Genomic DNA, 21,410 nt, shown 5'->3' with positions numbered 1-21,410 from the left:
GTGCGGCGCATTTAGCCGCCCCAGTTATACCCCGTTTATACACGAGTTGTTCAGTTGCGTGGCGTCGGCACTCGATGGAGCTGACACATGGCCTCTTGGCGCGAAATTGATCGAATTCGCAAAGACCCGACGTCGGCGCGGGCTTTGGCTGCTTACCTGCTGAAGTTGCCGAACGCTGAGTTGACCGATTGGGAGGTCAAATTTCTTGAGAGCATTTCGAGTGACCGGACAAGTGAAGAGTTCACCACCCGCCAAGCGGAAAAGCTCATGCAGATTCGGGATGGCTCTGAAGAAGTTTCCGAAATCGGATATCAGCGCCTGAGCGTCAAGATTTTGATAGAAGATTGCAAAATTGCATATCTCGATCTAGCTGCGCTGGATGAAGACAAAGCAGAATGGATTAAGGCGTTCCCGGTTGGAACCCACAAAATCCGACGCAAATATATCGGTCAATTGTTGCAGTGTGCTCGCATGCTTAACAACGTCGACGACGAGGACGCCGCGTAAGTAAACCCCAACGTAGCCGCGTCCGCCCCCGCGGTCGAAACGCGCTGCTAGGGATTACTAGCCACATGCGGGTCACGAAACAGCAGTTAGGTCAGAAAAAAATCCCATCCATTAACGGAGGCTCGCAATGGGCAGGTTTGACGAGACTATAGCGCATTACCGCGATCAGCTGGAACAAGCCACGCGTGGCGATCACCCGTTCCGTTTTCGGATATGGGGCGCCGGCGAAGAAATCACGCAAGAGCGCAATGATCGCCGCGAGCAGAACAAGAACATGTTTCAGCGGCTCATTGCTGCCTATGCGAAACACAACGATTGAGGCGTCGGCGGTCGAGCAAACCTAATCTTTATCCGATCACGATAGCGCCAGTGGAACAGCTTCTCGTCTATCCATGTTCGAATTTTACCCTCTGGGGTTGATTTGACCGCCTCCAAGCGCTGCTCCAAATACTTGGAGCCAGCTGGAATCTGTAGGATTAGCATCGTCGAATCCTAAACGGCCCGATATTCTCGTCATTTCCCATAAGGCAACATCTAACGTCTCCCTTTTTTGCTGTTGCAACTCTTACACATCAGTTGAGCATTACGAAGGCTTGTCTTGCCACCATTCACGTATGCAACGATGTGATCGACGGTGAAATCACCCCACGCGAGGCGCTTCCTGCACTTTGGACAGTTGTGCTGTTCTTCACCGTTCCAAATGATTCGACGCTGCTCGGCTGAGAAGATTCGCTTTTCGTCCTTGCGCTCGTACAGTGACCGCAACAGCCCGTTGAGTATTCCGACGCGTCGCTCTCTCGTAGCCGCACTGTCAGTATCTCCCTGCACGGTCAGCAAATAATCTCGATAGATTGGCTGTACGTTCTTGGGGATTGCAGCTTTTCGCAATTGCAGGCGAAGGTCATCAACTCCCTTCGAGAGCTTTTTGAGTAAGGAGAAGGCGACGCGGTTACGGGCCTTATCTTGAAGAACAAACTTTTCTTTGTTCATCTGCCAAATCAGCATGAACAACGAGTAGAATTCTACCGTATTGTGAAAGCGCGTGGGCCGAATATCCGGAAACATTCGCTTCAGTAGATTTAACGTCGCGACGAACTCGCGAGTTAGACGCGCTAAGGTATTCCCGTTAATGCCTTCGTTCCCAATAGCTCGATCCAGCGATGTTTTCTTGTTGATCGGCCCTCCGTGATGTATCGACATCAATAACTCTGCAAAGAGCTCAGTTCCCTTCATCCGATCAATTTGTGCTTGTGTTAGAATTTTTTGTTGAAGCAAATACCGCTGAAACTTACCTACTAGCCTCTCAGCGTCTCTCAAGAAGGGACTCTTGTAGAACTTGGCGTGCCGCTTTTCGCTTGAAGTCAGCCGCTTGCCAGTAGCATTGAGGCGTACGAACAACTGAACAATTTCGGAGAAATCACCGGACACTTCGACAGTTTGGATTTTATAACTCTCGAACTGATGACGTTCCGCATGCCGCTTTCTTAGTTCGGGCCAACCTACCCACTCCGGTCCCTTGTCTAGATCCAGCTTTACTTCGAACCGATCGGCTCTAAAACGCCCGGTCCCCGTAAACATCAAAATTGTTTCGAGTCTCTGTTTCCCGTCGATAACGTCATAGACGATGCGGCCACGGTCATTTCGCCGGTACAGGAAGATGCATGGCACAGGAAAATTCGACAGAACGGAGTGGATCAGCCGCCGCCGGTCTAGTTCCGACCAAACAGAATTTCGCTGAAAGCCCGGCTCCAAGTTAATTTGTCGGTGTCGAAAAATGAGTTGTAGTTCGTTAATTGTGCGTTCGCCGAAGTTGGCTTGTAGACTCACGACAGTCCTCCTCGCTTTCGTGCTATTCTGCCCGGTAACTCAACCTGCGGCAAGCGCCGCCCCCAACATCTACCCTTAGTTACGAGGACCCCCATGCCCATCCAACACTTCCCTCCCCCGCCCGGCGTCAAATCCCCGCCACTCTCCTTTGCCGCCCGCGTCGGCGATCTCCTGTTCATCTCCGGCATCCCGGGCTTCGACGAGAACCGCGGCCTGCCTGACACTTTCGAGGCGCAGTTCGCCAACGTCGTCACCAACATCAAGCGCGTGCTCGATGAGGCCGGTGCGAGCTTCGGCGATCTCGTCAAGCTCAACGTGCTGCTGACGCGCGCGGCTGATGTCGCCGCGATGAACAAGCTGTATGCGGAAGCGTTCGGACCGGCGCCCTATCCGGCCCGCACCACTTGCGTGGTGGTCGCGCTGCCCGATCCGAAGATGCTGATCGAGATCGAGGGCGTGGCGTCGCTGAAGGCGTGAATGGTAGGGTGGGTTAGCGAAGCGTAACCCACCGCTCCCGGCGCGTGGAAAGATGGTGGGTTACGCTTCGCTAACCCACCCTACGAAGCCTGCGCTGCTTTCGCGCGCCGCACCCTACTTTTTTCGTCATGGCCGGGCTCGTCCCGGCCATCCACGTCTTTTCTTGCGTCGCGGCTGTAAGACGTGGATGCCCGGGACAAGCCCGGGCATGACGAGAACGCAGAGGCACGCGACGAGCTACTGCTTCAACGTGATCGCAAGTCCGCTGAGGTCGAGGTTCGCGATCAGGCCGACCTGCTTGCCGCTCAGTTCCAGGATCGCGCCGTTCTGGTTGGTCAGCAAGATGCCGCGCACGCCGGCGCCGAGCGCCACGCCGGCGCCCGCCGCGGCATAGACGCCGGCGATGTCCTCGGCCCGGCGGATATTGCGGACCCGCCCATTCAACGTGGTCTGGGATCCCCCGAACACGAGGCCATAGTCGATCCCGCCGGCCGAGAGCCCGTAGGTCTTGCCGTGGAACGTCATCACGCCGGTGCCGGCGGAGCCGCCGAAGAACCAGCCCGCCTTGAAGATGATCAGAGTCACCGCCCCCTCGTCGGCCCGGGCGGCGGACGATCCGGCGAGCAGCGCCAGCACGAACAGTACGGCGCGGGCCGCGGATGACAGTCTCATGGTAATTCTCCGGAAGATGACGGGCAAACGAATCGTGCCAATCTAGCGGATGGGCGGCCGCGTTGATATGTCCGCGAGGCGTGCGGAATGATAGAGATTGTAGGTGTGGCGCCGATGTCGCGCTGTTGCTTTCGGCGGTTTCCGGGCTGCTGAAATAGCTCCATCGTCATGGCCGGGCTTGTCCCGGCCATCCACGTCTTGCTTGCTTAAGTTCAGTCAGACGTGGATGCCCGGCACAAGGCCGGGCATGACGAACTCATGGGCTCATGCGAAGCGAACTTTCGCTCAAAGCAAAGGCTGCGGCGTTGCAACCCGCAACCTACTGCTTGTCGATTTTCGTAATCGTCTTGTTGCCGCCGGTTTCGCTCACGGTGAATCCGATCTTGTCGCCGGCGTGCACGCTGTCCAGCAGGGCCACCGGGGCCTTGAATTGTTGATCGGTGGCGCCGCCGCCATTGGCGCCGACGGTGCCGCTTTGGGGCTGCCTCACGGCGATGGTCCCGTTGAGCCGATCGATCCTGGTGATCGTACCGTTGAGCGATTGCTGTGCCAGGGTCATCGAGGGGACGGCCGCGAGCATGGCGCCAGCCAACATCATCCTTGCCAGATTCATCGAAATCTCCCGATTTTTGGAGGCGTTGGCGATAAACCGCGACGCGCGGATTTGTTCCGGTTAAATGACGCCTGCCCGCGCCAGCGCGGCGGGTTATGCGTCGCCACACGCAAGGGCAAATCGATGGCCGTGGCTGCGACAAAACAACCCGTCGGGCAAATCACCTCGCGTGCGGCAAAACCTGTCCAGCCCCCTCGCGAAAAATATTCCGCTTTGTTTTTGACCCAACTCAGTTGCGTATTGCGTGCGTCCCGCCCGACGAGAGGGGCGTTGCGCACGTCACGAAACGCGCGGTGGGATGCGGTGGACGCGAGGTTTGCGAAAGACGATCGCAAGCGTTCGCGGACGGCGAAGCCGTGTGGTCCTGACGCCCCAATGGCTGGTGTCAAGTTCGCAAGAAGCTCACGCTTCTTGAGGGCGACGGTGACAAACAAGCTCTGGTCTCACCGGGGAGAGCACGGAATAAGCTGTAAAACCATCGCGCAGGGAAGGCCGGAGTGTTTCCGCTGAACCTGTATGCTCGTGTGCGTTTTTTATACGCATGTTTGCACACGAGACCGCGGGTGCAGCGCGCACCCGGTCTTCCCTGCGCCCTCTCTTGAGGGTCGCCTGCGCCCTCTTTGTTTTGGGGGCAAATGAGTTTGCAAGACTCGGGCGCAGCGTGTCGCGAGAATGCGGAAGTGTGCGCTTACCCTCCCCTGGAGGGGGAGGGTCGGCTCATATTGAGCGCAGCGAAATGTGAGACGGGGTGGGGTGGAGTAACTCCGAGTGGAGCGCCAACTATCGTTATCCGCCGCGCCGCCACCCCACCCCGCCGCTTCCGGACGACGCTGCGCGTCGCCGGGGCGCGTCGACCCTCCCCCTCCAGGGGAGGGTAAGAGAGCCCGCTCGTCATCGATACGCTGTTTGACAAGTTGATCCGAAAAATATCGCGCGCGTCGCGTCCCTGAACGCTTGGCGCCGATCGCGCTTACTTCTCCTTGATCAGCGCGTCGCGGGCGGCGGACAGGCGGACGAAATCCCGCACACTGCCGCCACCGTCCGGGTGGCTGGTCTTGGCGGCGCGCTTGTAGGCCTGCTGGATCTCCGGCACCGAGAGGCGGCGGCCGAACGGCAATCCGAGCATCTGCCGGTGGTGCTCTTGCGGCGTCAGCGGCGCCGGCGCGTGGCCGCGCTTGCCGAATGGCGTCGCGCTCAGTGCATGCAGCAGATCGCGAACCACGCTGAGGCGGCGCCTGGCGAGGTCCCGCGTGCTGCGGTCGGCGCGTGCGAGCATGGCGTTGCGCAGGCTCGGCAGCGCCTGCGCCGCCGCCTGCCGCAGCGCTTCGTCCGCGCCGCTGCCGGCGATATCGGCGGCGAGTTGGGTGGCGTCGCGATAATCGCCTGACGCCGCGGACCAGAAGCGGTCGGCGCGCAACTTCCAGGCCTTGAGTTGACTGTCCATGGTGGTGCCCCGATGTCGAAGCAGTCCAACGCACAAACCGCCGCAGCGTTTCGGTTGCTTGCAGTTTGATCTAAACTGTCGTGAAGATGAATTAGCTCCAGGAACTGCCCTGGGCACAGATCCAAGCACATCGTCATCCTGAGGAGCGGCGTCTTCGCCGCGTCTCGAAGGATGGTGTTCAGCGTCGTGCGTGCGGCCATCCTTCGAGGCGCGCAAGAAAGAGCGCGCACCTCACGGGTGAACGCAATTGCGTTCACCCCGGGGATGACGTCCGAGATACCTTCGTAGCTTCCCGATGACGGTTCGCTTTTCGATTGAACCATCCGCACGCCCACGCGCATGCATGGTCTGCGCGGCGGCGTGGCCCGTTGGCTTTGCCGACCTTGCGCGCTATCCTCTGGCAAAATCAAAAACCAAAAGCAGAGGAAACCGCCATGCCGCTTCTCGAAAATCACATCGCCGTCGTCACCGGTGCGGCTTCCGGCATCGGCCGCGCGATCGCCCTCGGTTACGCGCGCGAAGGCGCCCATGTCGTGCTGCTCGACCTCAACGAAGCGGCGGCGACCGAAGTGGCCGGAGAAATCCGCAAGGCCGGCGGCAAGGCTGACAGCTTCGCCCTCGATGTCGCCAGCCACGATGACTGCATCGCGGTGGCCAAAAAAGTCGCCGACCAGGTCGGGCGGGTCTCGATCCTCGTCAACAATGCCGGCATCAACCGCCGCAACGCCTTCACCGCGGAGCCCGACGCGGTGCTGAAGGATTGGCAGGACATCATGGCGATCAATCTCAACGGCACCTTCAACGTCACGCACGCGTTTCTGGCGCCGTTGCGCGCCAGCAAGGGCCGCATCGTCAATATCGGCTCGATCCAGTCCTTTGTGCATGTGCGCACGCCGAACTCGCCGGCCTATACGGCGTCGAAGCACGGCGTGCTCGGCTTCACCAAGGCGCTGGCCGCCGACCTCGGCAAGGACGGCGTGCGCGTCAACGCCATCGGGCCCGGGCTGATCGAAACGCCGCTCAACGCGCATGTGCGCGCCACCAACCAGGAGCTGGTGAAGATCTTCATCGATCACACCCCGCTCGGCCGCGCCGGCAAGCCGGAAGATATCGTCGGGCCGGCGTTGTTCCTGGCCTCCGATCTGTCGAGCTACGTCACCGGTTCCATTGTGATGGCGGATGGCGGCTATCGGGCGATTTAGTGTCGCGGTCAGGGTATTTCCGCGCCTGCCGCCCGCGTTAGGATTCTGTTAACCGACTCCGCACACGGTCGCTGAGGCTGCTGGGGGTTGTTCATTCTCGATGTTTCCGCCCACGACTGGGGCGAGCGTTGATCGGGAGATATCGATGGCTTACGAGTCCACACTATATGCGCCGGAAGTTCCGGCTTCTTCACTCACCCCGAACGAAATCGTGCCGTTCTTGATCGGCGCCACCGTCGGCGAGGTCGAGCGCGAACTGGTGTTGCAGACGCTGGCGCGCTGCGACGGCAACCGGACCCGCGCCGCGCGCGTGCTCGGGCTGTCGGTGCGCACCATGCGCAACAAGATCCGGCTGTATACGACCGACGGGATCGATGTCCCCGCGCCGGCCGACTAGAGCTGATCCGGGATGCGGCGCGATCCCGTGCCATTGATCTTGCTGTTGATGAATCCCCTCGCGCGGCAAGCTTAATTGCTGCCGTCATCGAACGTCTGCTAAAAACGCCCCGGATTGAGCGGGGAGTATGCACGTGGCCGACGACAGCACGACCAGATCACGAACAGCCGGCCCGCAAGGCCCGCGCGGACGTCCGGGCGAGCCGGGACCTCAGGGACATCCGGGCAGGCCCGGCCCGGAAGGGCCGCGCGGCAAGCCCGGTCTACCGGGCAAGGCCGGGCCGGCCGGCAAGCGCGGCGAGGCCGGAGCGCAGGGCAAGCCCGGCCTCAAGGGCGAAGCGGGCGCGCGTGGCGAAGCCGGGCCACAGGGCAAACCGGGCGTGAACGGCCAGGCCGGACCGCGCGGCGAGCCGGGGCCGCCCGGCCAATTGCCGTCAATCGAGCAGGTGATGCCGTGGCTGCACCTGATTTTCGATGCGTGGGAGGATCACCGGCGCGCGCGTGAAGCCGCCGAGCGCGAGGCCGCGGAGCGGGCCGCTGCGGAGCAGGAAGCGCTGGCCGCGCTGCACGATGCGGAGGCGAGCGAGCCCGCTGACGAAGACGATGACGACGATCGTCGCGAGAAGAAAAAGAAGAAACACAAGGACAAGAAGCAATCCTAAGCAGCCGTGATGGCGGGGCGCGGCGACATCCGCCGCTGCCCCCGGCACCACGTCTTTGGTCAGTCACTTGCCCGCGATGTCTGGCGGACGACCCATCGCCGCATCAGGCGATACCAGAGATAGCCGGCAATGCTGCCGCCGATCACGGTGAGGACGACGCTGGCGGGCTGTAGCGTGCCGCGCCACCACAGCATGCCTACGGTCCAGAACACCGTGAAAAAGATCGCGCTCATTCTCAGTCCGCTGGTGGGATTCATGGCTCTGCTCCGATGGCCGACAAAACTGCCCGCCATCATGGGCGTCGCCGCCGCGTCGTACCGTGAGCCAGATCACGCTGGCAGGCGGTTCCGCGATTACCCGAACCGCAGTCTTGAGCGTTCCCGCGCCTTCTCGGCTTCGATGTCGCGGTCGCGCGCCGGGGCGTTGGTTTGCAGCGCTTGCAGCAGCCGGCGCGCGCTATCGGAAACTTCGGAGACCGCGCGGTTGAACGCTTCGGCATTGGCCTGCGACGGCGAGTTGAACCCGGAAAGCTTGCGCACGAATTGCAGCGCCGAAGCGTGGATTTCGGCGTGCGTTGCCGGCGGCTCGAAATTGAACAGCGTCTTGATGTTGCGGCACATGGTTCTCTCCTCTGCCGGAACGGCTTGCCTGTCTCGAGGACGATCGAGGACGCGTAAAATCCTACATCGCGGCCGATTTTGTCATAGAATACCGTACGGCTTCACCCCTGTCGCCGCGCGACGCCAGCAAAAAGCGAGTTCCAGCATGTCCCACGTCACCTACAAGATCGTTCAGCATGACGGCGGCTGGGCCTATACCGTCGATGGCGTGTTTTCGGAGCCGTTCGCGACCCATGCCACAGCCCTTGCCGCCGCCAAGCGGGTTGCCGCCGAGCAGCGCGTGCCGGGCCGCACCGAGGCGATCGAATACGAGACCGCCGATGGCAAATGGCACACCGAGACCGCCGCCGGCAGCGACCGTCCCGAAACCGATATCGAGGACAAGACTTAAGCGCAACACGCTGGTATTCCCGCGGCCATGGGAGACGTATCATGGAGCTTTCACGTGCGGCGCTTGCAATCGGTTGTGCGATGGTGTTGGCCATGACGTCCCCCGCCGCGCGCGCGGCCGATTATCCCGCGCCGAAACCGGGCGACTGGATTGCCGGCGACTTCAAGTTCCACACCGGCGAGACGATGCCGGAACTGCGGCTGCACTACATCACGATCGGCGAGCCGACCGGCCAGCCGGTCCTGGTGCTGCACGGCTCCGGCGGCTCGTCGGCCAGCCTGCTGACGCCGACCTTCGCGGGCGAATTGTTCGGCGCCGGCCAGCCGCTCGATGCCGCGAAATATTACATCATCATTCCGGACGGGCTCGGCCACGGCCAATCCTCAAAGCCCTCCGACGCCATGAAGACGGCATTCCCGCGCTATGACTATGCCGACATGGTCGACGCGCAATATCGCCTGGTCAGGGAGGGCCTCGGCATCAAGCATTTGCGGCTCGTGATCGGCAATTCGATGGGCGGCATGCACACCTGGCTGTGGGGCGTGAAATACCCCGACTTCATGGACGTGCTGGTGCCGATGGCGTCGCAGCCGACCGCGATGGCGGCGCGCAACTGGATGCTGCGGCGGATGATGATCGAAACCATCCGCAACGATCCCGATTATAACGAGGGCCGATACACCACGCAGCCGCGCATGATGAAATATGCCATCAGCGCTTACCGGTTTGCATCGGCCGGCGGCACCTTGGCCTATCAGATGCAGGCGCCGACCGCAGCGCAGGCCGACAAGTTGGTCGACGATCAACTGGCTTTGCCTGTTACCGCCGATGCCAACGACTACATCTATCAGTGGGAGGCCTCGCATGATTACGATGCCGCCGCCGAGATGGAAAAAATCCAGGCGACGCTGCTCGCGATCAACGCGGCCGACGATGAGCGCAATCCGCCGGAGACCGGCGTCACGGATGCGGCGATCCAGCGCATCAGGAACGGCCGGCTATATCTCGTCCCGGCGAGCACCGAGACCCGCGGTCATCTCACCACCGGTAACGCAAAATTCTACGCAAGCCAGTTGCGGGAATTGCTGCAGACCGCGCCGCAACGCACGATGTGAGGCGCGCTGAGGCTCGCAAGGCGCAACGTCACGCCGAACAGCAAGCGCCGATCTTCGCACCGCATCAATTCGCTGCGGCCGCGCATCGCTCATTTTTTCCGCACGACAGCCGCAGCCACTTCGCGTTCAATCATGCGATTCGTGGCGCAAATTTAGTACGCCCCGACAAGAAACGAACCCTATGGAGGGTCGCATGCGACGGTTCGCGCAGATCGCGTTGCTCGCGTGGTTATCCGCGCTGACGGGCGCGGCGTTCGCCTTCGACAACGGACAATATGAAAACGTGCCGCCGGACATCCGCGCCTGGTTCAAAGGCGTGGTGGCGCCGAACGGTGTGCCCTGTTGCGACATCGCCGACGGTCATCGCACCGAATATGATTTTCGCGGCGGCGCCTATTGGGTGCCAATCGAAGGCGAATGGATGCCGGTGCCGGACCACGCCATCATCCGCGACCGCGGCAATCCGGTCGGCGAAGCCGTGGTGTGGTACGTGCACCATCGCGGCGGCATCATCATCTCTTGCTTCGTGCCGGCCGACGCGGTGTGAGTTTTGTCAGTTGAGCGGATGGCGCAACCGCGCCGCAGATGCTACTGCCGGGAATGCCTTCCGACCACCAGCCCGATCGTTCCGCCGTTCCCCGCGCGATCATGCGCTGGGTTCTCGCCGCGTTTTTCGCGGCAGCCGGAATGGCGCATCTATTGGCGCCGGATGCGTTGCTCGCGATTACGCCGTCATGGGTGCCGTTCGCGCCGCAAATCATCTTCGTCACCGGGCTGTGCGAGCTTGCGGGCGCGGTCGCCCTCGTGACGACGCCGCTGCGCTGGTGGGCAGGCGTGGCGTTCGCCGCCTATGCGATCTGCGTGTGGCCGGCCAATTTCAAGCATGCAATCGACGGCATCGAACTGCCGCATATCACCAACTCTTGGTATTATCACGGGCCGCGCCTGGCGTTTCAGCCCATCATCGTCTGGTGGGCACTGTATTGCGCCGGGGTGATCGACTGGCCGTGGCGCAAGCGATAGACGGCGGCCGCCGTGACATTGCGATGACGGCCGCTGCGATGTAAGCTGGAGAGGTCACGACGCCTTCTTCCCGGAGACCGCCCTTGACCGATCTTGCCGCATGTGACCTCGCCTCGATCTACCCGGCGCCGACGCCGCGCGTGCTGGCGAAGGCGCGACCGGCGATCGATCGCCATTCCGCAAAATTCATCGAGATGTCGCCGTTCTGCGTGCTGGCGACATCCGGCGCCGACGGCAGCGTCGATGCATCACCGCGCGGCGGCAATCCGGGCTTTGTCAGCATCGCCGGTCCGAACACGCTGCTGATGCCGGACCGTTCCGGCAACAACCGGATCGACAGTTTTCGCAACATCGTCGAGGGCTCAGGCTTCGTGCATCTGGTGTTCTTCGTGCCCGGCATCGACGAGACCTTGCGCGTCGGCGGCAAGGGCAAGGTGTCGGCCGATCCGGATCTGTTGGCCTCGATGGTCGAGTTCGGCAAGCCACCGCGTGCGGTGCTGCGGATCGACGTGAGCGAGGTCTATTTTCATTGCGGCAAGGCGCTGATGCGCTCGAAATTATGGTCGACCGAGCGGGTCGAACGTTCGGTGATGCCGAGCATCAGCCAGGTGATCCACGATCAAACCAGCCTCGGCGAGCCGGAAGGCCAGGACGTGGTCTATGAGCGCTACAAGACGCAGCTGTAAATTACAGAGCTGAAAACGCGCCCTTCTCGGTCATGCCCGGCGGAAGCGCGAAGACGCGCTTCTGCCCGGCTATGACAAAATACCGCGTCAGTCCTCGCTCTTGAGGCCACCGATGTGTTTCTGGGTGTACAGCTCAAGGCCGACACGCTGGATCAGATCGAGCTGGGTTTCGAGGAAATCGATGTGCTCTTCCTCGTCCTTCATCAGGCGTTCGAACAGATCGCGGGTGACGTAATCCTTGACGCCGTGGCAGTAGGTCGCCGCTTCCTGGTACAGCGCGCGGGCAGCGATTTCGGAGGCCAGGTCGCAGTCGATGATTTCCTTGACGTTCTGGCCGATCCGCAAGGGATCGAGCACCTGCATGTTGGGAAAGCCGTCGAGGAACAGGATCCGGTCGGTGATCTTGTCGGCGTGCTCCATCTCCTCGATGGATTCCTTGCGCCAGACCTTGGCCATCTCCAGCAGGCCCCAATTGTTCAGTAGCCGGTAGTGCAGCCAATACTGGTTGATGGCGGTGAGCTCGCTGCGCAGACCCTTGTTGAGGTAGTCGATGACTTTTGGGTCGCCCTGCATGATAACGCTCCGGTTTTGAGGCCAAGATCGGCCTCGTCGCTTAATTTAGAATGCTTCTAAATGAGATTACGAGCAAGAGCAACCCTTTTGCCGGAGCGACAAAAGGGCCTGAAGATTCAATAAATTAGGAAGTTGTCAGGCCGCCGCCGTGAGGGCCGTGAGGTCGTAAGTATGGGAATCGGCATGCGCGCCGCTGTGCGGGCAGCCCGAGCAGCAGGCCTTGGCGCAGGCCCCCAGCGCGTCGTCAATGATGGCCTTGATGGTGCGCGCGCACCGGCCACATTCCGCACTGCAGCCGAGGCAGCCGTAGATCTGCTTGGCATTCCGGGGAAGGTCATCCGTACCATTGACCGCGCTGCGGACGTCATGGTCGGTCAGGACGTTACAGGAACAAACAATCATGAAAATCAAGGGCTCATTCGGTGACGCGGTACTAGATGAGATATTGAAGAGCGCGGCGGGATGCAAAAGGAAAAAGCCCGATTTCAAGCAATTCCAAACTGGCCACTACGATCTAGAATAAGTCTAAAAGTAACTGCGGCGCAGGCACAAACGCGCACCATCCTGTTCGCAGGGACAGCCCTAATCGCTGCCACCACCACCGCCGTCGCCACCTCCTCCATCACCGCCGCCGCCGTCACCACCGCCGGAGCTATCGCCACCGCCTGAATCGCCGGAGGGGCCGGAATGATCGGATCCCGAATGATCAGCGCTCGCGCCATGATGGTGGTGTCCGCTATCACGGGTGTCATAGCCGGTATCGGCCGACCCCGAGCTATCGCCGGATGATGTGCGATTCACGCGGCGGTTCTGCGATTGCCTGACCACCACGTAACAGAGCAGCGCCGTTACACCGACCGCAATTCCGAAAATTGTCATCGCGTCCGTCACGCGGTGCATCGACCCAGACGGCGGGGAAACAGCCGGAAACAAACCGTGTTATGCATCGCAAAAAAGCCCCGCGCCTGCTGCGATTAGTCGCTAAATGTGGCGGTCCCGTTCATTGATCATTCAAAAAGAATGTGAAACTTTCGTCGTGACAAAACGCTATAATCGTTGTCCTTGCTCAGTGAGAAAAGGTGAAGTCATGAAGAAGACATTGCTGGCCCTTGCGGCCGTTTCCACCTTGGCGCTTTCGACCATCGTGGCGCCCGCGCCGGCCCATGCGCAGCGCTACCTCGGCGCGGCCATCGCAGGCGGCCTCATCGGCGGCGCCATTGTCGGCGGCGCGGTTGCTGCCGGCCCCGGCTACTATGGGCCCGGCTACGGCTATGGCCCCGGTTATGGCTATTACGGCGGCGGGCCGGCCTATGTCGCCGCTCCCGGTTGCTACTGGCAGCGGCAGCGTTTCTGGGACGGCTACGGCTGGCGGATTCGCAACGTCAGGATTTGCGGCTAAGCCGTTCACCTTCATTAAATCAACGCCGATATCCCCGGAAATGGCATGTTTCCGGGGGTGTCTCTAATTTTTGGCCTGAAAAAACCTTTTTTTTGGCTCATCAGCCCCGCCACGTATACTTCCGATTGACTGTTGTGCGCTTTTTAGCGAGACGGCCAGCGTCGAATACGGCGTATGAGTCACTTTAAACCCGGCGCTCGCGTAAGGCGCCATCTCCAGGAGAGCCCTAGACATGAAGATGACATTTGCTGCCATCGTCGCGGTCGCAACCGTGGCTGGTTCGCTCGTGACGACCCCCGCAAGCGCGCAGCGCGGCCTTGGCGCGGCGGTTGCCGGCGGCCTGATCGGCGGCGCGATTGTCGGCGGCGCGATTGCCGCCAGCCGTCCGGCCTATGGCGGCCCGGTGTATGTGGAAGACGCTCCTCCCCCGCCCTGCCGTTTCGTCCGTGAGCGCTACTGGGATGGCTATAACTGGCGCTTCCGTCGCGTCGAGGTCTGCAACTAAGCTGACCGACGCGGCAACTGTCGCGCTTTGATTTCGAAACCCGGCTGAGATTTCAGCCGGGTTTTTTCTTGTAGCCCGGATGAGCACAGCGATATCCGGGAAACCACGTCGACCCGGATGTCGCTGCGCTCATCCGGGCTACAAGCGCGGCGTGCTGCGCGGCATCCGGGAAACGCTCACACTCCCGCTAATGCGCCGCGCTCATCGAACGCAATACCGTTTCGCTCGGCCAGCAATCCACCTTCAGCCCCGCCGATTTCTGATAAGCGCCGAGCGCCGCGCGGGTCTGCATCCCGGCCTTGCCGTCGAGCTTGTCCTTGTAAAGGCCAAGGCGCGTGAGCTGACGCTGCATCGCTTCGACGTCGGCGGTGCGCAATTGCGTCGAGGCCGACCATGGCGTCGCGAACGGTTGCGGATTGGTCATGCGGTCGCTGAGATGACCGACATACAGCACGTAGAGATCCGAAAAATTATATTCCTTGATGACGAAATAATTCTTCGTGGTCAGAAACGCCGGGCCAAAAATGCCTTCCGGCTGCAGCAGCGACGCCGGCTGGGCCTGTTCGTCGGCGCTAAGCTTTTGCCCGCGCACCGGCACGAAGCCTGCGCGCAGCCAATCGCCGATCGGCTTTGTCACCTCGGGTACGCCCATCGTGCAATCGGCATTGGCCGGCGCCTGCACCTCATAGGCCCAGCGCAGGCCGGGCTGCCATCCCTTGTTGACCAATTGCTTCGCGGCGGAGGCGAGCGCGTCCGGCACCGAATTCCAGATGTCGCGGCGGCCGTCGCCATCGAAATCGACCGCGTGCTGATAAAATTCCGACGGCAGGAACTGGGTGAGGCCGGTGGCGCCGGCCCAGGATGCACGCATGTCCGGGCGCTTCACCTCGCCATCGCCGAGGATCTTCAGCGCCAGGATAAATTCGTTGCGATACTGATCCTTGCGCCGTCCGACATAGGCCTGCGTTGCCATCACACGGAGCGCATCGTAGGGCTCCTTGTAGCGGCCGTAATCGGTTTCACGGCCCCAAATCGCCAGTACGATGCTGGGCGGCACGCCGAAGCGCTTCTCGATCCCGGCAAGCGCGTCGTGATATTGCTGCATCAGCCGCTGCCCCTCTTCGGCCAGCCGCGCGATGCTCGCTTCCTTGAGATAATCCGCCGGCACCTGCACGAACTCGGCCTGCGACGGCGCGCCGGTGGCAGGGCGCCCCGGCAGGATCAGATCGGGCAATTTGTAATCCGGCTCGAGACCGCGGGTTTGGCTGTCGAACGTCGCGCGCGACACCCCGGCGGCCTGCGCCTCCGGCCACAGCGAGGCGATGAACTGGGTGAAGCCGGCGTCGGCGGCGAAGGCTGTCGATGAGCCGCACGCCATCGCCACCATCACTGCCGCGATCAGCGTCCGATTGAGAGCGTTCATAAATCTCACGCGTTGCATGGGTTGCGACAGCCGCTAGACTGAAGACGGGTCTCGCCTACTTCACCGCCACGATGAAAATCCGCGGAAACCGCAACAGCACCTTGCCGTCCGCCTGCGGCGGATAGGCGGCCGCGATGCGTGCGGAATATTCGGTGATATATTGCTTGCGCTCGGGCGCTTCCAGCGGATCGAGGAATGGCCGCAGGCCAGTCCCCTTGACCCATTCCACCACCGCGGCGGCATCGTCCAGCACGTGGTTATAAATCGTGTGCCAGATATCGAGCCGCGTGCAGAGCGGGCCCAAGGCGTCGTAATAGCCGCCCGGCGCCGGCAGCGCGTCGCGAACCCGCGCCTTCTCGGCGAGCTGTTCGCGCCACGGCCCGGATTGCGCGACATCCCGCATCAGGACATGGACCGGTTCGTCGAGATTGTCCGGCATCTGCACCGCGAGCACGCCGCCCCGCGGCAATGCGCCGGTTAGCCGCTGCAATTGCCTGAGATGGCCCGGCACCCATTGAAAGATCGCATTGGCGAACAAGACGTCGGTGTTTTCCGGCGGCATCCAGTGCGCGACATTGGCTTCGATGAACTTCTGGGCCGGCAGACGTTCACGCGCCTGCCGCAGCATGTCGGCCGAGGTGTCGATGCCGGTCACCGCCGCCTGCGGCCAGCGCTTGACCAGAAGCTCGGTCGAATTTCCCGGGCCGCAGCCGATATCGACTACCCTGCGGGCATCCGCGACCGGAATTTGAACCAACAGATCACGCGACGGGCGCGTCCGCTCGTCCTCGAATTTGAGATATTGCTCTGCGCTCCAGTCAGCCATGCCCGGCTCCTGTGCCTATCGCGTCAGTTTCTTGTACTTCACCCGGTGCGGGATGATCGCGTCCTGCCCGAGCCTACGCATCTTGTCTTTTTCGTAGTCCTGGAAATTGCCTTCGAACCATTCGACATGGCTTTCGCCCTCGAACGCCAGAATATGCGTGGCGATGCGGTCGAGGAACCAGCGGTCATGGCTGATGATCACGGCGCAACCCGCAAAATCCTCCAGCGCCTCTTCCAGCGCGCGCAGCGTATCGACGTCGAGGTCGTTGGTCGGTTCGTCGAGCAGCAGCACATTGGCGCCGGACTTGAGCATCTTGGCGAGGTGCACCCGGTTGCGTTCACCGCCCGACAGGGAGCCGACCTTCTTCTGCTGGTCGGCGCCCTTGAAGTTGAACGACGAGCAATAGCCGCGCGAGTTCACTTCCTTCTTGCCGAGCAGGATCAGTTCGTTGCCGCCGGAGATTTCCTCCCAGACGTTTTTCTTGCCGTCGAGATCGTCGCGCGACTGGTCGACATAACCGAGATGCACGCTTTCGCCGACGGTGATCTCGCCCTTGTCGGGCGTCTCCTGCTTGGTGATCATCCGGAACAGCGTGGTCTTGCCGGCGCCGTTGGGGCCGATCACGCCGACGATGCCACCCGGCGGCAGCTTGAAGGTGAGATCGTCGATCAGCATGCGGTCACCGAAGCCTTTGCTGAGGCCTTCAAAGTCGACCACGTTCTGGCCGAGGCGCTCGGCCACCGGAATCGTGATCTGTGCGCCCTGGGTCTGCTTATCGCTGGCCTGCTTCAACAGCTCTTCGTAACGCTGGTAGCGCGCCTTGGACTTGGCCTGGCGCGCCTTTGGCGAGGAGGCGATCCATTCCTGTTCGCGCAACAGCGTTTTCTGATGCGCGACGTCCTCGCGGCCTTCCTGGGCGAGACGCTTCTGCTTCTGCACCAGCCACGCCGAATAATTGCCCTCGTAGGGAATGCCCTTGCCGCGATCGAGTTCGAGAATCCAGCTCGTGACATTGTCGAGGAAGTAGCGGTCATGGGTCACGATCAGGATCGCGCCGGGATAGTTGCGTAAATGGCCTTCCAGCCAAGACACCGATTCGGCGTCGAGATGGTTGGTCGGCTCATCGAGCAGCAGCAGTTCGGGCTGATCGAGCAGCAGCTTGCAGAGCGCGACGCGGCGGCGCTCACCGCCGGAGAGTTTTGTCACATCGGAATCGTCGGGCGGACAGCGCAGCGCGTCCATCGCCTGGTCGACCTTGCTGTCGAGATCCCAGAGGCCCTGGGCCTCGATCTCGTCCTGCAATTTGGTCATCTCGTCGGCGGTTTCCTCCGAATAGTTCATCGCCAGTTCGTTGTAGCGGTCGAGGATCGCCTTTTGCTTGGCGACGCCCAGCATCACGTTCTCGCGCACGGTCTTGCTGGCGTCGAGTTGCGGCTCCTGCTCGAGGTAGCCGACCCGGGCGCCCTCGGCGACCCAGGCTTCGCCGTTATATTCCTTGTCGAGGCCGGCCATGATCCGCAGCAGCGTCGATTTGCCGGAGCCGTTGACGCCGAGCACGCCGATCTTGGCGTCGGGGTAGAACGACAGATGGACGTTATCGAGCACCTTGCGGGTCGGGTAGCTCTTGGTCAGACCCTGCATGAAATAGACGAACTGGCGAGCCATCGCGATCCCTGAAACCGTTGCATTTATGGAAATTTGCTGCCCGCTGATGTAGCGGCGCGGCCCCCAAAGGGCAACCGTGGCGCTTCGTTTTCGATCCGTTCACCACGGATCATTACGGGTCCGTCACCATGTGTGCCCTGGATCACGACAATTGAAACCTTCTTTTAATAAATCAGGCCAAAACTCGTTCCCAGCGCCGAAACAGGCGCATCGCGGCGGCAGAAGCCGCGCGCGAAACAGCGGGGCCACGTCATGGCAGGTATCTTGGCAAGCATCGTTTCCGCGTCCATTTCTTCCCCGGCGTCCGGCCGTGACGCTCAGGACAAGCCTTATGCCGCGATCCGCGGCTTCTGGCGGCAGTTCTTTGCCCGGGCCTTCGATCCCTACCGGCCGGAACTGCATTATATGCGCGGACCCGGACCGGCCTGCCGCGCCAAGCATGCGGTACTGTCGCCCGCGGTCCAATCGATGGTCGCGGAAATCCGCGCCGCCAAGGCGCTTGGCAAGGCACGTCAACCCGCCTGATCGCCCGCTGACGTTTTCGTCATCGCTGCCGCTTTTTAAGCCGCCGACGCTTGCACGCAGAGATATTGCGCGCGACCATGGCGCTTCCTAAGGCGGCCGGTTTGCCGCCGTCATCATCGCCATGAACGGATTTCGCCATGACGCGGCTGCGCTGTGCCATTCTCGACGACTATCTCAATCTGACCCTGGAGATCGCCGACTGGTCCAAAATCGAGGATCGCGTCGACATCACGGTCTTCAACCAGCCGTTCGCCTCGACCGAGGCCGCCGCCGACGCGCTGAAGGATTTCGAGATCATCTGTGCGATGCGCGAGCGGACGCCGTTTCCGCGGGCGCTGTTCGCCGCTTTGCCCAAGCTGAAGCTCCTGATCACGTCGGGGATGCGCAACGCCGCGATCGACATCGAAGCCGCCAAGGACCATGGCGTGGTGCTGTGCGGGACCCAATGGGCGCGCGATCCCACTGCGCCGCTGACCATGGGCCTGATCCTGGAACTGACCCGCAACATCGGCCGCGAGAACGCACGGATGCACGCCGGCGAGCCGTTGCAGAAATTCGTCGGCATCGAGATCGAAGGCAAAACGCTGGGCGTGGTCGGCCTCGGCAAGCTCGGCACCAAGGTGTCGAAACTGGCGCAGGCGTTCGGCATGAACGTGATCGCCTGGAGCCCAAACCTGACGCCGGAGCGCTGCAAGGAGGCCGGCGTCGGTTACGCTACCAAGGAAGAGCTGTTCTCGACCGCCGACATCATCACCGTTCATGTCGTGCTCAGCCAACGCTCGCGCGGACTGGTCGGCACCGACGATCTGGCGCGCATGAAGCCGACATCCTACCTCGTCAACACCGCGCGCGGACCGATCGTCGATGAAGCGGCCCTGCTCAAGACGCTGCAGCAGCGCCAAATCGCAGGCGCCGCGATCGACGTGTTCTCGGTCGAGCCGCTGCCGGTCGATAACCCGTTCCGCAAGCTCGACAACATCGTGCTGACGCCGCATCTCGGCTACGTCACCCAGGAAAGCTTCAGCAACCACTACCGCCAGATGGTCGAAGGCATCGACGCCTGGTTCAAGGGCGACATATTGCGGAAGCTGGCCTGATCCAACCGGCTAGCCGAGGGCCTTCTGGTGCTCGGCCGCTAGCTCGGCATCCATCGACGTCACCTTGATCGCGGCTGGCCGCTGCACGATCCGGGCGACATAATCGATGACGGCCTTCTCTTCGGGCACCAGTTTGAACATCACGCCCCAGTTCAACGCATTGCCCCAGAGAATGTCAGCGGCCGAAATCGTGTCGCCTAGCAAATAGGGCTGGTCCCTGATCTGGCTAACGATGGTTTCAAGCATCGTGTCGAACGTCCCATAGGGAGAAGTGGCGTGCGGCGCGGGTTCGCGCTGCATGGCGCGATCGACCAACGCGGGCTCGTAGCACGAGGCATAATAGATCAGCCAGCGCAGATAGGCGCCGCGCCGGGTATCCCCGATGACCGGAGCGAATCCGGCAGCAGGAAACAAATCCGCCAGGTAGATGAAGATTGCCACCTGTTCCGTGACCAGTTCGCCACGATGCAGGATCGCGGGAACCTTGCCGAGCGGATTAATTGCTAAATATTCCGGGCGCCGTTGCTCGCCCGCCTTCATGTTCAGGACGTGAAGTTGGTTGGGGGCTCCGAGTTCTTCGAGGAGGGTCAGCGCACCGGAGGAACGCGATTGGGGAGAATGAAAAAGGGTGATGGTGTCGGCATCCGTCATCACGAGCTCCTGGATTGATCGTTGGACTGGTCTTGGTATCGGACCCACCCTAGCGCCCCATACCTGTCATCTTTTGTCAGGTTGGATTAGATTATCCCGATGCGCGCCAGCCGCCTTTTGTCGATCCTGATGACCCTGCAAGCCCGCGGACGCGTGACGGCGCAGGCGCTCGCCGACCAATGCGAGGTGTCGCTTCGAACCATCTACCGGGACATCGACGCCCTGAGCGCCTCGGGCGTGCCGGTCTACAGCGACCGTGGTTCGACGGGCGGATATCGCCTGCTCGAGGGATACCGGACCCGTCTCAACGGCCTATCGCTCGAGGAGGCGCGAAGCTTGTCCTTCGCCGGCCTGGCTGGACCTGCGGCCGCGCTCGGCCTTGGCTCGGTCATGGCCGCAGCCCAGCTCAAGCTCACCGCAGCGCTGCCCATCGACATGCGAGCCGCCGCCGAACGGACGCGGGTATGCTTTCATCTCGATGCGCCCGGCTGGTTCTATGAAAAGGAGCTGCCGCCCTACCTGCAAGAAATCGCCGTCGCAGTCTGGAACCAGTTGCTGATCGAAATTCGCTATCGCAGCTGGAAAGCCGAGACATCCCGAACGGTGGCGCCGCTCGGCCTCGTGCTCAAGAGCGGGGCTTGGTATCTCGTGGGGCTGGTCGGCAATAGCGCCCGAACGTACCGGATCGCCAGGGTCCGCGAGCTGAGAGTACTGGACGATACGTTCGAGCGGCCTGCGGACTTCAATCTGGAATCGTATTGGACGCAGAGCATCGAGCGGCTGGAAAACAAGCTGCACCCAAATCGGGCCACGGTCCGCCTGTCGCCAATTGGCTTCAAGATGCTGGAGCCGCTGACGTCGACATTTGTGAGCGCACTGACCGAAATCGGAGAGGCCGACGCGGACGGCTATCGCACCGTGGTCATGCCGGTCGGATCGTTATGGCAGGCGACAAGCCAATTGCTGCGTTTTGGCATCGACGCCGAAGTGCTCGGTCCGCCTGAATTGCGGGAAAAAATGCGCGATGCGATCAGGAATTTGCACGACCGCTACGACAACCACCGCCTGTCCTGAACGCTTATGTGCAGGACAAGCGAGATTGCGAGGGCTG

General features: G+C 61.6%; 30 protein-coding genes. 16 read left to right on the top strand and 14 right to left on the bottom strand.

Going from position 1 to position 21,410, the window contains the following annotated elements:
* The first annotated feature begins 87 nt into the window (after nt 1-87).
* Together GSQ88_RS25775 and GSQ88_RS25770 are read left to right on the top strand one after the other, a co-directional pair.
* On the top strand, nt 88-507 hold the full coding sequence (locus tag GSQ88_RS25775) for a hypothetical protein (RefSeq protein WP_159010584.1): 420 nt from the start codon (nt 88-90) through the stop codon (nt 505-507).
* Nucleotides 508-634: 127 nt separating this feature from the next.
* Nucleotides 635-826 carry a hypothetical protein gene (locus tag GSQ88_RS25770; RefSeq protein ID WP_159010583.1) on the top strand — a complete coding sequence of 64 codons (192 nt, stop codon included), beginning with the start codon at nt 635-637 and terminating at the stop codon, nt 824-826.
* Nucleotides 827-1,041: 215 nt separating this feature from the next.
* On the opposite strand, the gene GSQ88_RS25765 is transcribed toward GSQ88_RS25770, so the two are convergent.
* Nucleotides 1,042-2,334 carry a GmrSD restriction endonuclease domain-containing protein gene (locus GSQ88_RS25765; RefSeq protein WP_159010582.1) on the bottom strand — a complete coding sequence of 431 codons (1,293 nt, stop codon included), beginning with the start codon at nt 2,332-2,334 and terminating at the stop codon, nt 1,042-1,044.
* 93 nt (nt 2,335-2,427) lie between these two features.
* Between GSQ88_RS25765 and GSQ88_RS25760 the strand changes: the two genes are divergently transcribed.
* Nucleotides 2,428-2,811 (top strand): RidA family protein, encoded by a 384-nt coding sequence (locus tag GSQ88_RS25760; RefSeq protein ID WP_159010581.1) that lies wholly within the window; start codon nt 2,428-2,430, stop codon nt 2,809-2,811.
* 237 nt (nt 2,812-3,048) lie between these two features.
* Here the strand turns inward: GSQ88_RS25760 and GSQ88_RS25755 are convergent, their stop codons facing one another.
* From GSQ88_RS25755 to GSQ88_RS25745, 4 genes are all read right to left on the bottom strand, one after another.
* Nucleotides 3,049-3,483, bottom strand: coding sequence for a hypothetical protein (locus GSQ88_RS25755; protein WP_159010580.1), 435 nt, complete (start codon nt 3,481-3,483; stop codon nt 3,049-3,051).
* 319 nt (nt 3,484-3,802) lie between these two features.
* Complete coding sequence (locus GSQ88_RS25750; protein WP_159010579.1) at nt 3,803-4,096, bottom strand: copper-binding protein; 294 nt, start codon at nt 4,094-4,096, stop codon at nt 3,803-3,805.
* Nucleotides 4,093-4,530 carry a hypothetical protein gene (locus GSQ88_RS35340; protein ID WP_210253892.1) on the bottom strand — a complete coding sequence of 146 codons (438 nt, stop codon included), beginning with the start codon at nt 4,528-4,530 and terminating at the stop codon, nt 4,093-4,095. Before GSQ88_RS35340 ends, GSQ88_RS25750 begins: the two co-directional genes overlap by 4 nt.
* Before the next feature lie 536 nt (nt 4,531-5,066).
* Complete coding sequence (locus tag GSQ88_RS25745; RefSeq protein WP_159010578.1) at nt 5,067-5,540, bottom strand: hypothetical protein; 474 nt, start codon at nt 5,538-5,540, stop codon at nt 5,067-5,069.
* A gap of 434 nt (nt 5,541-5,974) precedes the next feature.
* Between GSQ88_RS25745 and GSQ88_RS25740 the strand changes: the two genes are divergently transcribed.
* From GSQ88_RS25740 to GSQ88_RS25730, 3 genes are all read left to right on the top strand, one after another.
* Nucleotides 5,975-6,742, top strand: a complete 768-nt coding sequence (locus tag GSQ88_RS25740) for an SDR family NAD(P)-dependent oxidoreductase (protein ID WP_159010577.1) — start codon at nt 5,975-5,977, stop codon at nt 6,740-6,742.
* A gap of 145 nt (nt 6,743-6,887) precedes the next feature.
* Entirely contained in the window at nt 6,888-7,139 is a 252-nt protein-coding gene (locus GSQ88_RS25735) for a helix-turn-helix domain-containing protein (protein ID WP_159010576.1), read from the top strand.
* Between the two features lie 133 nt (nt 7,140-7,272).
* Nucleotides 7,273-7,800 (top strand): collagen-like protein, encoded by a 528-nt coding sequence (locus tag GSQ88_RS25730; protein WP_159010575.1) that lies wholly within the window; start codon nt 7,273-7,275, stop codon nt 7,798-7,800.
* A 59-nt stretch (nt 7,801-7,859) separates the two neighbouring features.
* Here the strand turns inward: GSQ88_RS25730 and GSQ88_RS25725 are convergent, their stop codons facing one another.
* Nucleotides 7,860-8,057: a hypothetical protein gene (locus tag GSQ88_RS25725; protein ID WP_159010574.1), complete on the bottom strand. Its 198-nt coding sequence runs from the start codon at nt 8,055-8,057 to the stop codon at nt 7,860-7,862.
* A gap of 96 nt (nt 8,058-8,153) precedes the next feature.
* Entirely contained in the window at nt 8,154-8,420 is a 267-nt protein-coding gene (locus GSQ88_RS25720) for a DUF2277 domain-containing protein (RefSeq protein WP_159010573.1), read from the bottom strand.
* A gap of 145 nt (nt 8,421-8,565) precedes the next feature.
* Between GSQ88_RS25720 and GSQ88_RS25715 the strand changes: the two genes are divergently transcribed.
* The 5 genes from GSQ88_RS25715 (at nt 8,566) to GSQ88_RS25695 (ending at nt 11,635) form a co-directional block, all read left to right on the top strand.
* Nucleotides 8,566-8,811, top strand: coding sequence for a DUF2188 domain-containing protein (locus GSQ88_RS25715; RefSeq protein ID WP_159010572.1), 246 nt, complete (start codon nt 8,566-8,568; stop codon nt 8,809-8,811).
* A 41-nt stretch (nt 8,812-8,852) separates the two neighbouring features.
* Nucleotides 8,853-9,926 carry an alpha/beta fold hydrolase gene (locus GSQ88_RS25710; protein WP_159010571.1) on the top strand — a complete coding sequence of 358 codons (1,074 nt, stop codon included), beginning with the start codon at nt 8,853-8,855 and terminating at the stop codon, nt 9,924-9,926.
* A 193-nt stretch (nt 9,927-10,119) separates the two neighbouring features.
* Nucleotides 10,120-10,473: a hypothetical protein gene (locus GSQ88_RS25705; protein ID WP_159010570.1), complete on the top strand. Its 354-nt coding sequence runs from the start codon at nt 10,120-10,122 to the stop codon at nt 10,471-10,473.
* 53 nt (nt 10,474-10,526) lie between these two features.
* A complete protein-coding gene (locus GSQ88_RS25700) occupies nt 10,527-10,949 on the top strand; it encodes a DoxX family protein (protein ID WP_159010569.1) in 423 nt (140 codons plus the stop codon).
* 83 nt (nt 10,950-11,032) lie between these two features.
* Nucleotides 11,033-11,635 carry an MSMEG_1061 family FMN-dependent PPOX-type flavoprotein gene (locus GSQ88_RS25695; protein ID WP_159010568.1) on the top strand — a complete coding sequence of 201 codons (603 nt, stop codon included), beginning with the start codon at nt 11,033-11,035 and terminating at the stop codon, nt 11,633-11,635.
* 87 nt (nt 11,636-11,722) lie between these two features.
* Here the strand turns inward: GSQ88_RS25695 and bfr are convergent, their stop codons facing one another.
* The 3 genes from bfr to GSQ88_RS35050 all read right to left on the bottom strand — a co-directional run bounded on the left by bfr (nt 11,723) and on the right by GSQ88_RS35050 (nt 13,087).
* Entirely contained in the window at nt 11,723-12,208 is a 486-nt protein-coding gene (gene bfr, locus GSQ88_RS25690) for a bacterioferritin (protein WP_159010567.1), read from the bottom strand.
* Nucleotides 12,209-12,343: 135 nt separating this feature from the next.
* Nucleotides 12,344-12,610 (bottom strand): (2Fe-2S)-binding protein, encoded by a 267-nt coding sequence (locus GSQ88_RS25685; RefSeq protein ID WP_159010960.1) that lies wholly within the window; start codon nt 12,608-12,610, stop codon nt 12,344-12,346.
* Nucleotides 12,611-12,790: 180 nt separating this feature from the next.
* Nucleotides 12,791-13,087: a hypothetical protein gene (locus GSQ88_RS35050; protein WP_174248108.1), complete on the bottom strand. Its 297-nt coding sequence runs from the start codon at nt 13,085-13,087 to the stop codon at nt 12,791-12,793.
* Between the two features lie 208 nt (nt 13,088-13,295).
* Between GSQ88_RS35050 and GSQ88_RS25675 the strand changes: the two genes are divergently transcribed.
* Nucleotides 13,296-13,607, top strand: coding sequence for a hypothetical protein (locus tag GSQ88_RS25675; RefSeq protein WP_159010566.1), 312 nt, complete (start codon nt 13,296-13,298; stop codon nt 13,605-13,607).
* A 232-nt stretch (nt 13,608-13,839) separates the two neighbouring features.
* Complete coding sequence (locus GSQ88_RS25670) at nt 13,840-14,112, top strand: hypothetical protein (protein WP_159010565.1); 273 nt, start codon at nt 13,840-13,842, stop codon at nt 14,110-14,112.
* A 187-nt stretch (nt 14,113-14,299) separates the two neighbouring features.
* On the opposite strand, the gene GSQ88_RS25665 is transcribed toward GSQ88_RS25670, so the two are convergent.
* The 3 genes from GSQ88_RS25665 to ettA are packed head-to-tail and all read right to left on the bottom strand — an operon-like array spanning nt 14,300 to nt 18,026.
* Nucleotides 14,300-15,535 (bottom strand): lytic murein transglycosylase, encoded by a 1,236-nt coding sequence (locus GSQ88_RS25665; protein ID WP_159010564.1) that lies wholly within the window; start codon nt 15,533-15,535, stop codon nt 14,300-14,302.
* A 55-nt stretch (nt 15,536-15,590) separates the two neighbouring features.
* Nucleotides 15,591-16,361, bottom strand: coding sequence for a trans-aconitate 2-methyltransferase (gene tam, locus GSQ88_RS25660; protein WP_159010563.1), 771 nt, complete (start codon nt 16,359-16,361; stop codon nt 15,591-15,593).
* A 15-nt stretch (nt 16,362-16,376) separates the two neighbouring features.
* Complete coding sequence (gene ettA, locus GSQ88_RS25655; protein WP_159010562.1) at nt 16,377-18,026, bottom strand: energy-dependent translational throttle protein EttA; 1,650 nt, start codon at nt 18,024-18,026, stop codon at nt 16,377-16,379.
* Between the two features lie 264 nt (nt 18,027-18,290).
* Between ettA and GSQ88_RS25650 the strand changes: the two genes are divergently transcribed.
* Both GSQ88_RS25650 and GSQ88_RS25645 read left to right on the top strand, forming a co-directional pair.
* Nucleotides 18,291-18,551, top strand: coding sequence for a hypothetical protein (locus GSQ88_RS25650; protein ID WP_159010959.1), 261 nt, complete (start codon nt 18,291-18,293; stop codon nt 18,549-18,551).
* Nucleotides 18,552-18,688: 137 nt separating this feature from the next.
* Complete coding sequence (locus GSQ88_RS25645) at nt 18,689-19,648, top strand: D-2-hydroxyacid dehydrogenase family protein (protein WP_159010561.1); 960 nt, start codon at nt 18,689-18,691, stop codon at nt 19,646-19,648.
* 9 nt (nt 19,649-19,657) lie between these two features.
* Here GSQ88_RS25645 and GSQ88_RS25640 read toward each other — a convergent pair whose 3' ends face one another.
* Entirely contained in the window at nt 19,658-20,299 is a 642-nt protein-coding gene (locus tag GSQ88_RS25640; RefSeq protein WP_159010560.1) for a glutathione S-transferase family protein, read from the bottom strand.
* A gap of 99 nt (nt 20,300-20,398) precedes the next feature.
* Between GSQ88_RS25640 and GSQ88_RS25635 the strand changes: the two genes are divergently transcribed.
* Entirely contained in the window at nt 20,399-21,373 is a 975-nt protein-coding gene (locus GSQ88_RS25635) for a helix-turn-helix transcriptional regulator (protein WP_159010559.1), read from the top strand.
* The last annotated feature ends 37 nt before the right edge of the window (nt 21,374-21,410 follow it).

The sequence above is a fragment of the Bradyrhizobium sp. S69 genome, from assembly GCF_009766005.1.
Taxonomy (GTDB): domain Bacteria; phylum Pseudomonadota; class Alphaproteobacteria; order Rhizobiales; family Xanthobacteraceae; genus Bradyrhizobium.
Note: the sequence above shows the minus strand (reverse complement) of the source record. Positions and strands in the feature narration are given on the sequence as shown.

What these genes read in the sequence shown, in the direction of transcription:
- GSQ88_RS25755 (WP_159010580.1), bottom strand. Translation starts at nt 3,483, where the DNA reads ATGAGACTGTCATCCGCGGCCCGCGCCGTACTGTTCGTGCTGGCGCTG.
- GSQ88_RS25720 (WP_159010573.1), bottom strand. Translation starts at nt 8,420, where the DNA reads ATGTGCCGCAACATCAAGACGCTGTTCAATTTCGAGCCGCCGGCAACG.
- GSQ88_RS25635 (WP_159010559.1), top strand. Translation starts at nt 20,399, where the DNA reads ATGCGCGCCAGCCGCCTTTTGTCGATCCTGATGACCCTGCAAGCCCGC.
- bfr (WP_159010567.1), bottom strand. Translation starts at nt 12,208, where the DNA reads ATGCAGGGCGACCCAAAAGTCATCGACTACCTCAACAAGGGTCTGCGC.
- GSQ88_RS25745 (WP_159010578.1), bottom strand. Translation starts at nt 5,540, where the DNA reads ATGGACAGTCAACTCAAGGCCTGGAAGTTGCGCGCCGACCGCTTCTGG.
- GSQ88_RS25700 (WP_159010569.1), top strand. Translation starts at nt 10,527, where the DNA reads ATGCCTTCCGACCACCAGCCCGATCGTTCCGCCGTTCCCCGCGCGATC.
- GSQ88_RS25710 (WP_159010571.1), top strand. Translation starts at nt 8,853, where the DNA reads ATGGAGCTTTCACGTGCGGCGCTTGCAATCGGTTGTGCGATGGTGTTG.
- tam (WP_159010563.1), bottom strand. Translation starts at nt 16,361, where the DNA reads ATGGCTGACTGGAGCGCAGAGCAATATCTCAAATTCGAGGACGAGCGG.
- GSQ88_RS25735 (WP_159010576.1), top strand. Translation starts at nt 6,888, where the DNA reads ATGGCTTACGAGTCCACACTATATGCGCCGGAAGTTCCGGCTTCTTCA.
- GSQ88_RS25725 (WP_159010574.1), bottom strand. Translation starts at nt 8,057, where the DNA reads ATGAATCCCACCAGCGGACTGAGAATGAGCGCGATCTTTTTCACGGTG.
- GSQ88_RS25670 (WP_159010565.1), top strand. Translation starts at nt 13,840, where the DNA reads ATGAAGATGACATTTGCTGCCATCGTCGCGGTCGCAACCGTGGCTGGT.
- GSQ88_RS25665 (WP_159010564.1), bottom strand. Translation starts at nt 15,535, where the DNA reads ATGAACGCTCTCAATCGGACGCTGATCGCGGCAGTGATGGTGGCGATG.
- GSQ88_RS25675 (WP_159010566.1), top strand. Translation starts at nt 13,296, where the DNA reads ATGAAGAAGACATTGCTGGCCCTTGCGGCCGTTTCCACCTTGGCGCTT.
- GSQ88_RS25740 (WP_159010577.1), top strand. Translation starts at nt 5,975, where the DNA reads ATGCCGCTTCTCGAAAATCACATCGCCGTCGTCACCGGTGCGGCTTCC.
- GSQ88_RS25715 (WP_159010572.1), top strand. Translation starts at nt 8,566, where the DNA reads ATGTCCCACGTCACCTACAAGATCGTTCAGCATGACGGCGGCTGGGCC.
- GSQ88_RS25685 (WP_159010960.1), bottom strand. Translation starts at nt 12,610, where the DNA reads ATGATTGTTTGTTCCTGTAACGTCCTGACCGACCATGACGTCCGCAGC.
- GSQ88_RS25640 (WP_159010560.1), bottom strand. Translation starts at nt 20,299, where the DNA reads ATGACGGATGCCGACACCATCACCCTTTTTCATTCTCCCCAATCGCGT.
- GSQ88_RS25775 (WP_159010584.1), top strand. Translation starts at nt 88, where the DNA reads ATGGCCTCTTGGCGCGAAATTGATCGAATTCGCAAAGACCCGACGTCG.
- GSQ88_RS25705 (WP_159010570.1), top strand. Translation starts at nt 10,120, where the DNA reads ATGCGACGGTTCGCGCAGATCGCGTTGCTCGCGTGGTTATCCGCGCTG.
- ettA (WP_159010562.1), bottom strand. Translation starts at nt 18,026, where the DNA reads ATGGCTCGCCAGTTCGTCTATTTCATGCAGGGTCTGACCAAGAGCTAC.
- GSQ88_RS25760 (WP_159010581.1), top strand. Translation starts at nt 2,428, where the DNA reads ATGCCCATCCAACACTTCCCTCCCCCGCCCGGCGTCAAATCCCCGCCA.
- GSQ88_RS35050 (WP_174248108.1), bottom strand. Translation starts at nt 13,087, where the DNA reads ATGACAATTTTCGGAATTGCGGTCGGTGTAACGGCGCTGCTCTGTTAC.
- GSQ88_RS25750 (WP_159010579.1), bottom strand. Translation starts at nt 4,096, where the DNA reads ATGAATCTGGCAAGGATGATGTTGGCTGGCGCCATGCTCGCGGCCGTC.
- GSQ88_RS25645 (WP_159010561.1), top strand. Translation starts at nt 18,689, where the DNA reads ATGACGCGGCTGCGCTGTGCCATTCTCGACGACTATCTCAATCTGACC.
- GSQ88_RS25770 (WP_159010583.1), top strand. Translation starts at nt 635, where the DNA reads ATGGGCAGGTTTGACGAGACTATAGCGCATTACCGCGATCAGCTGGAA.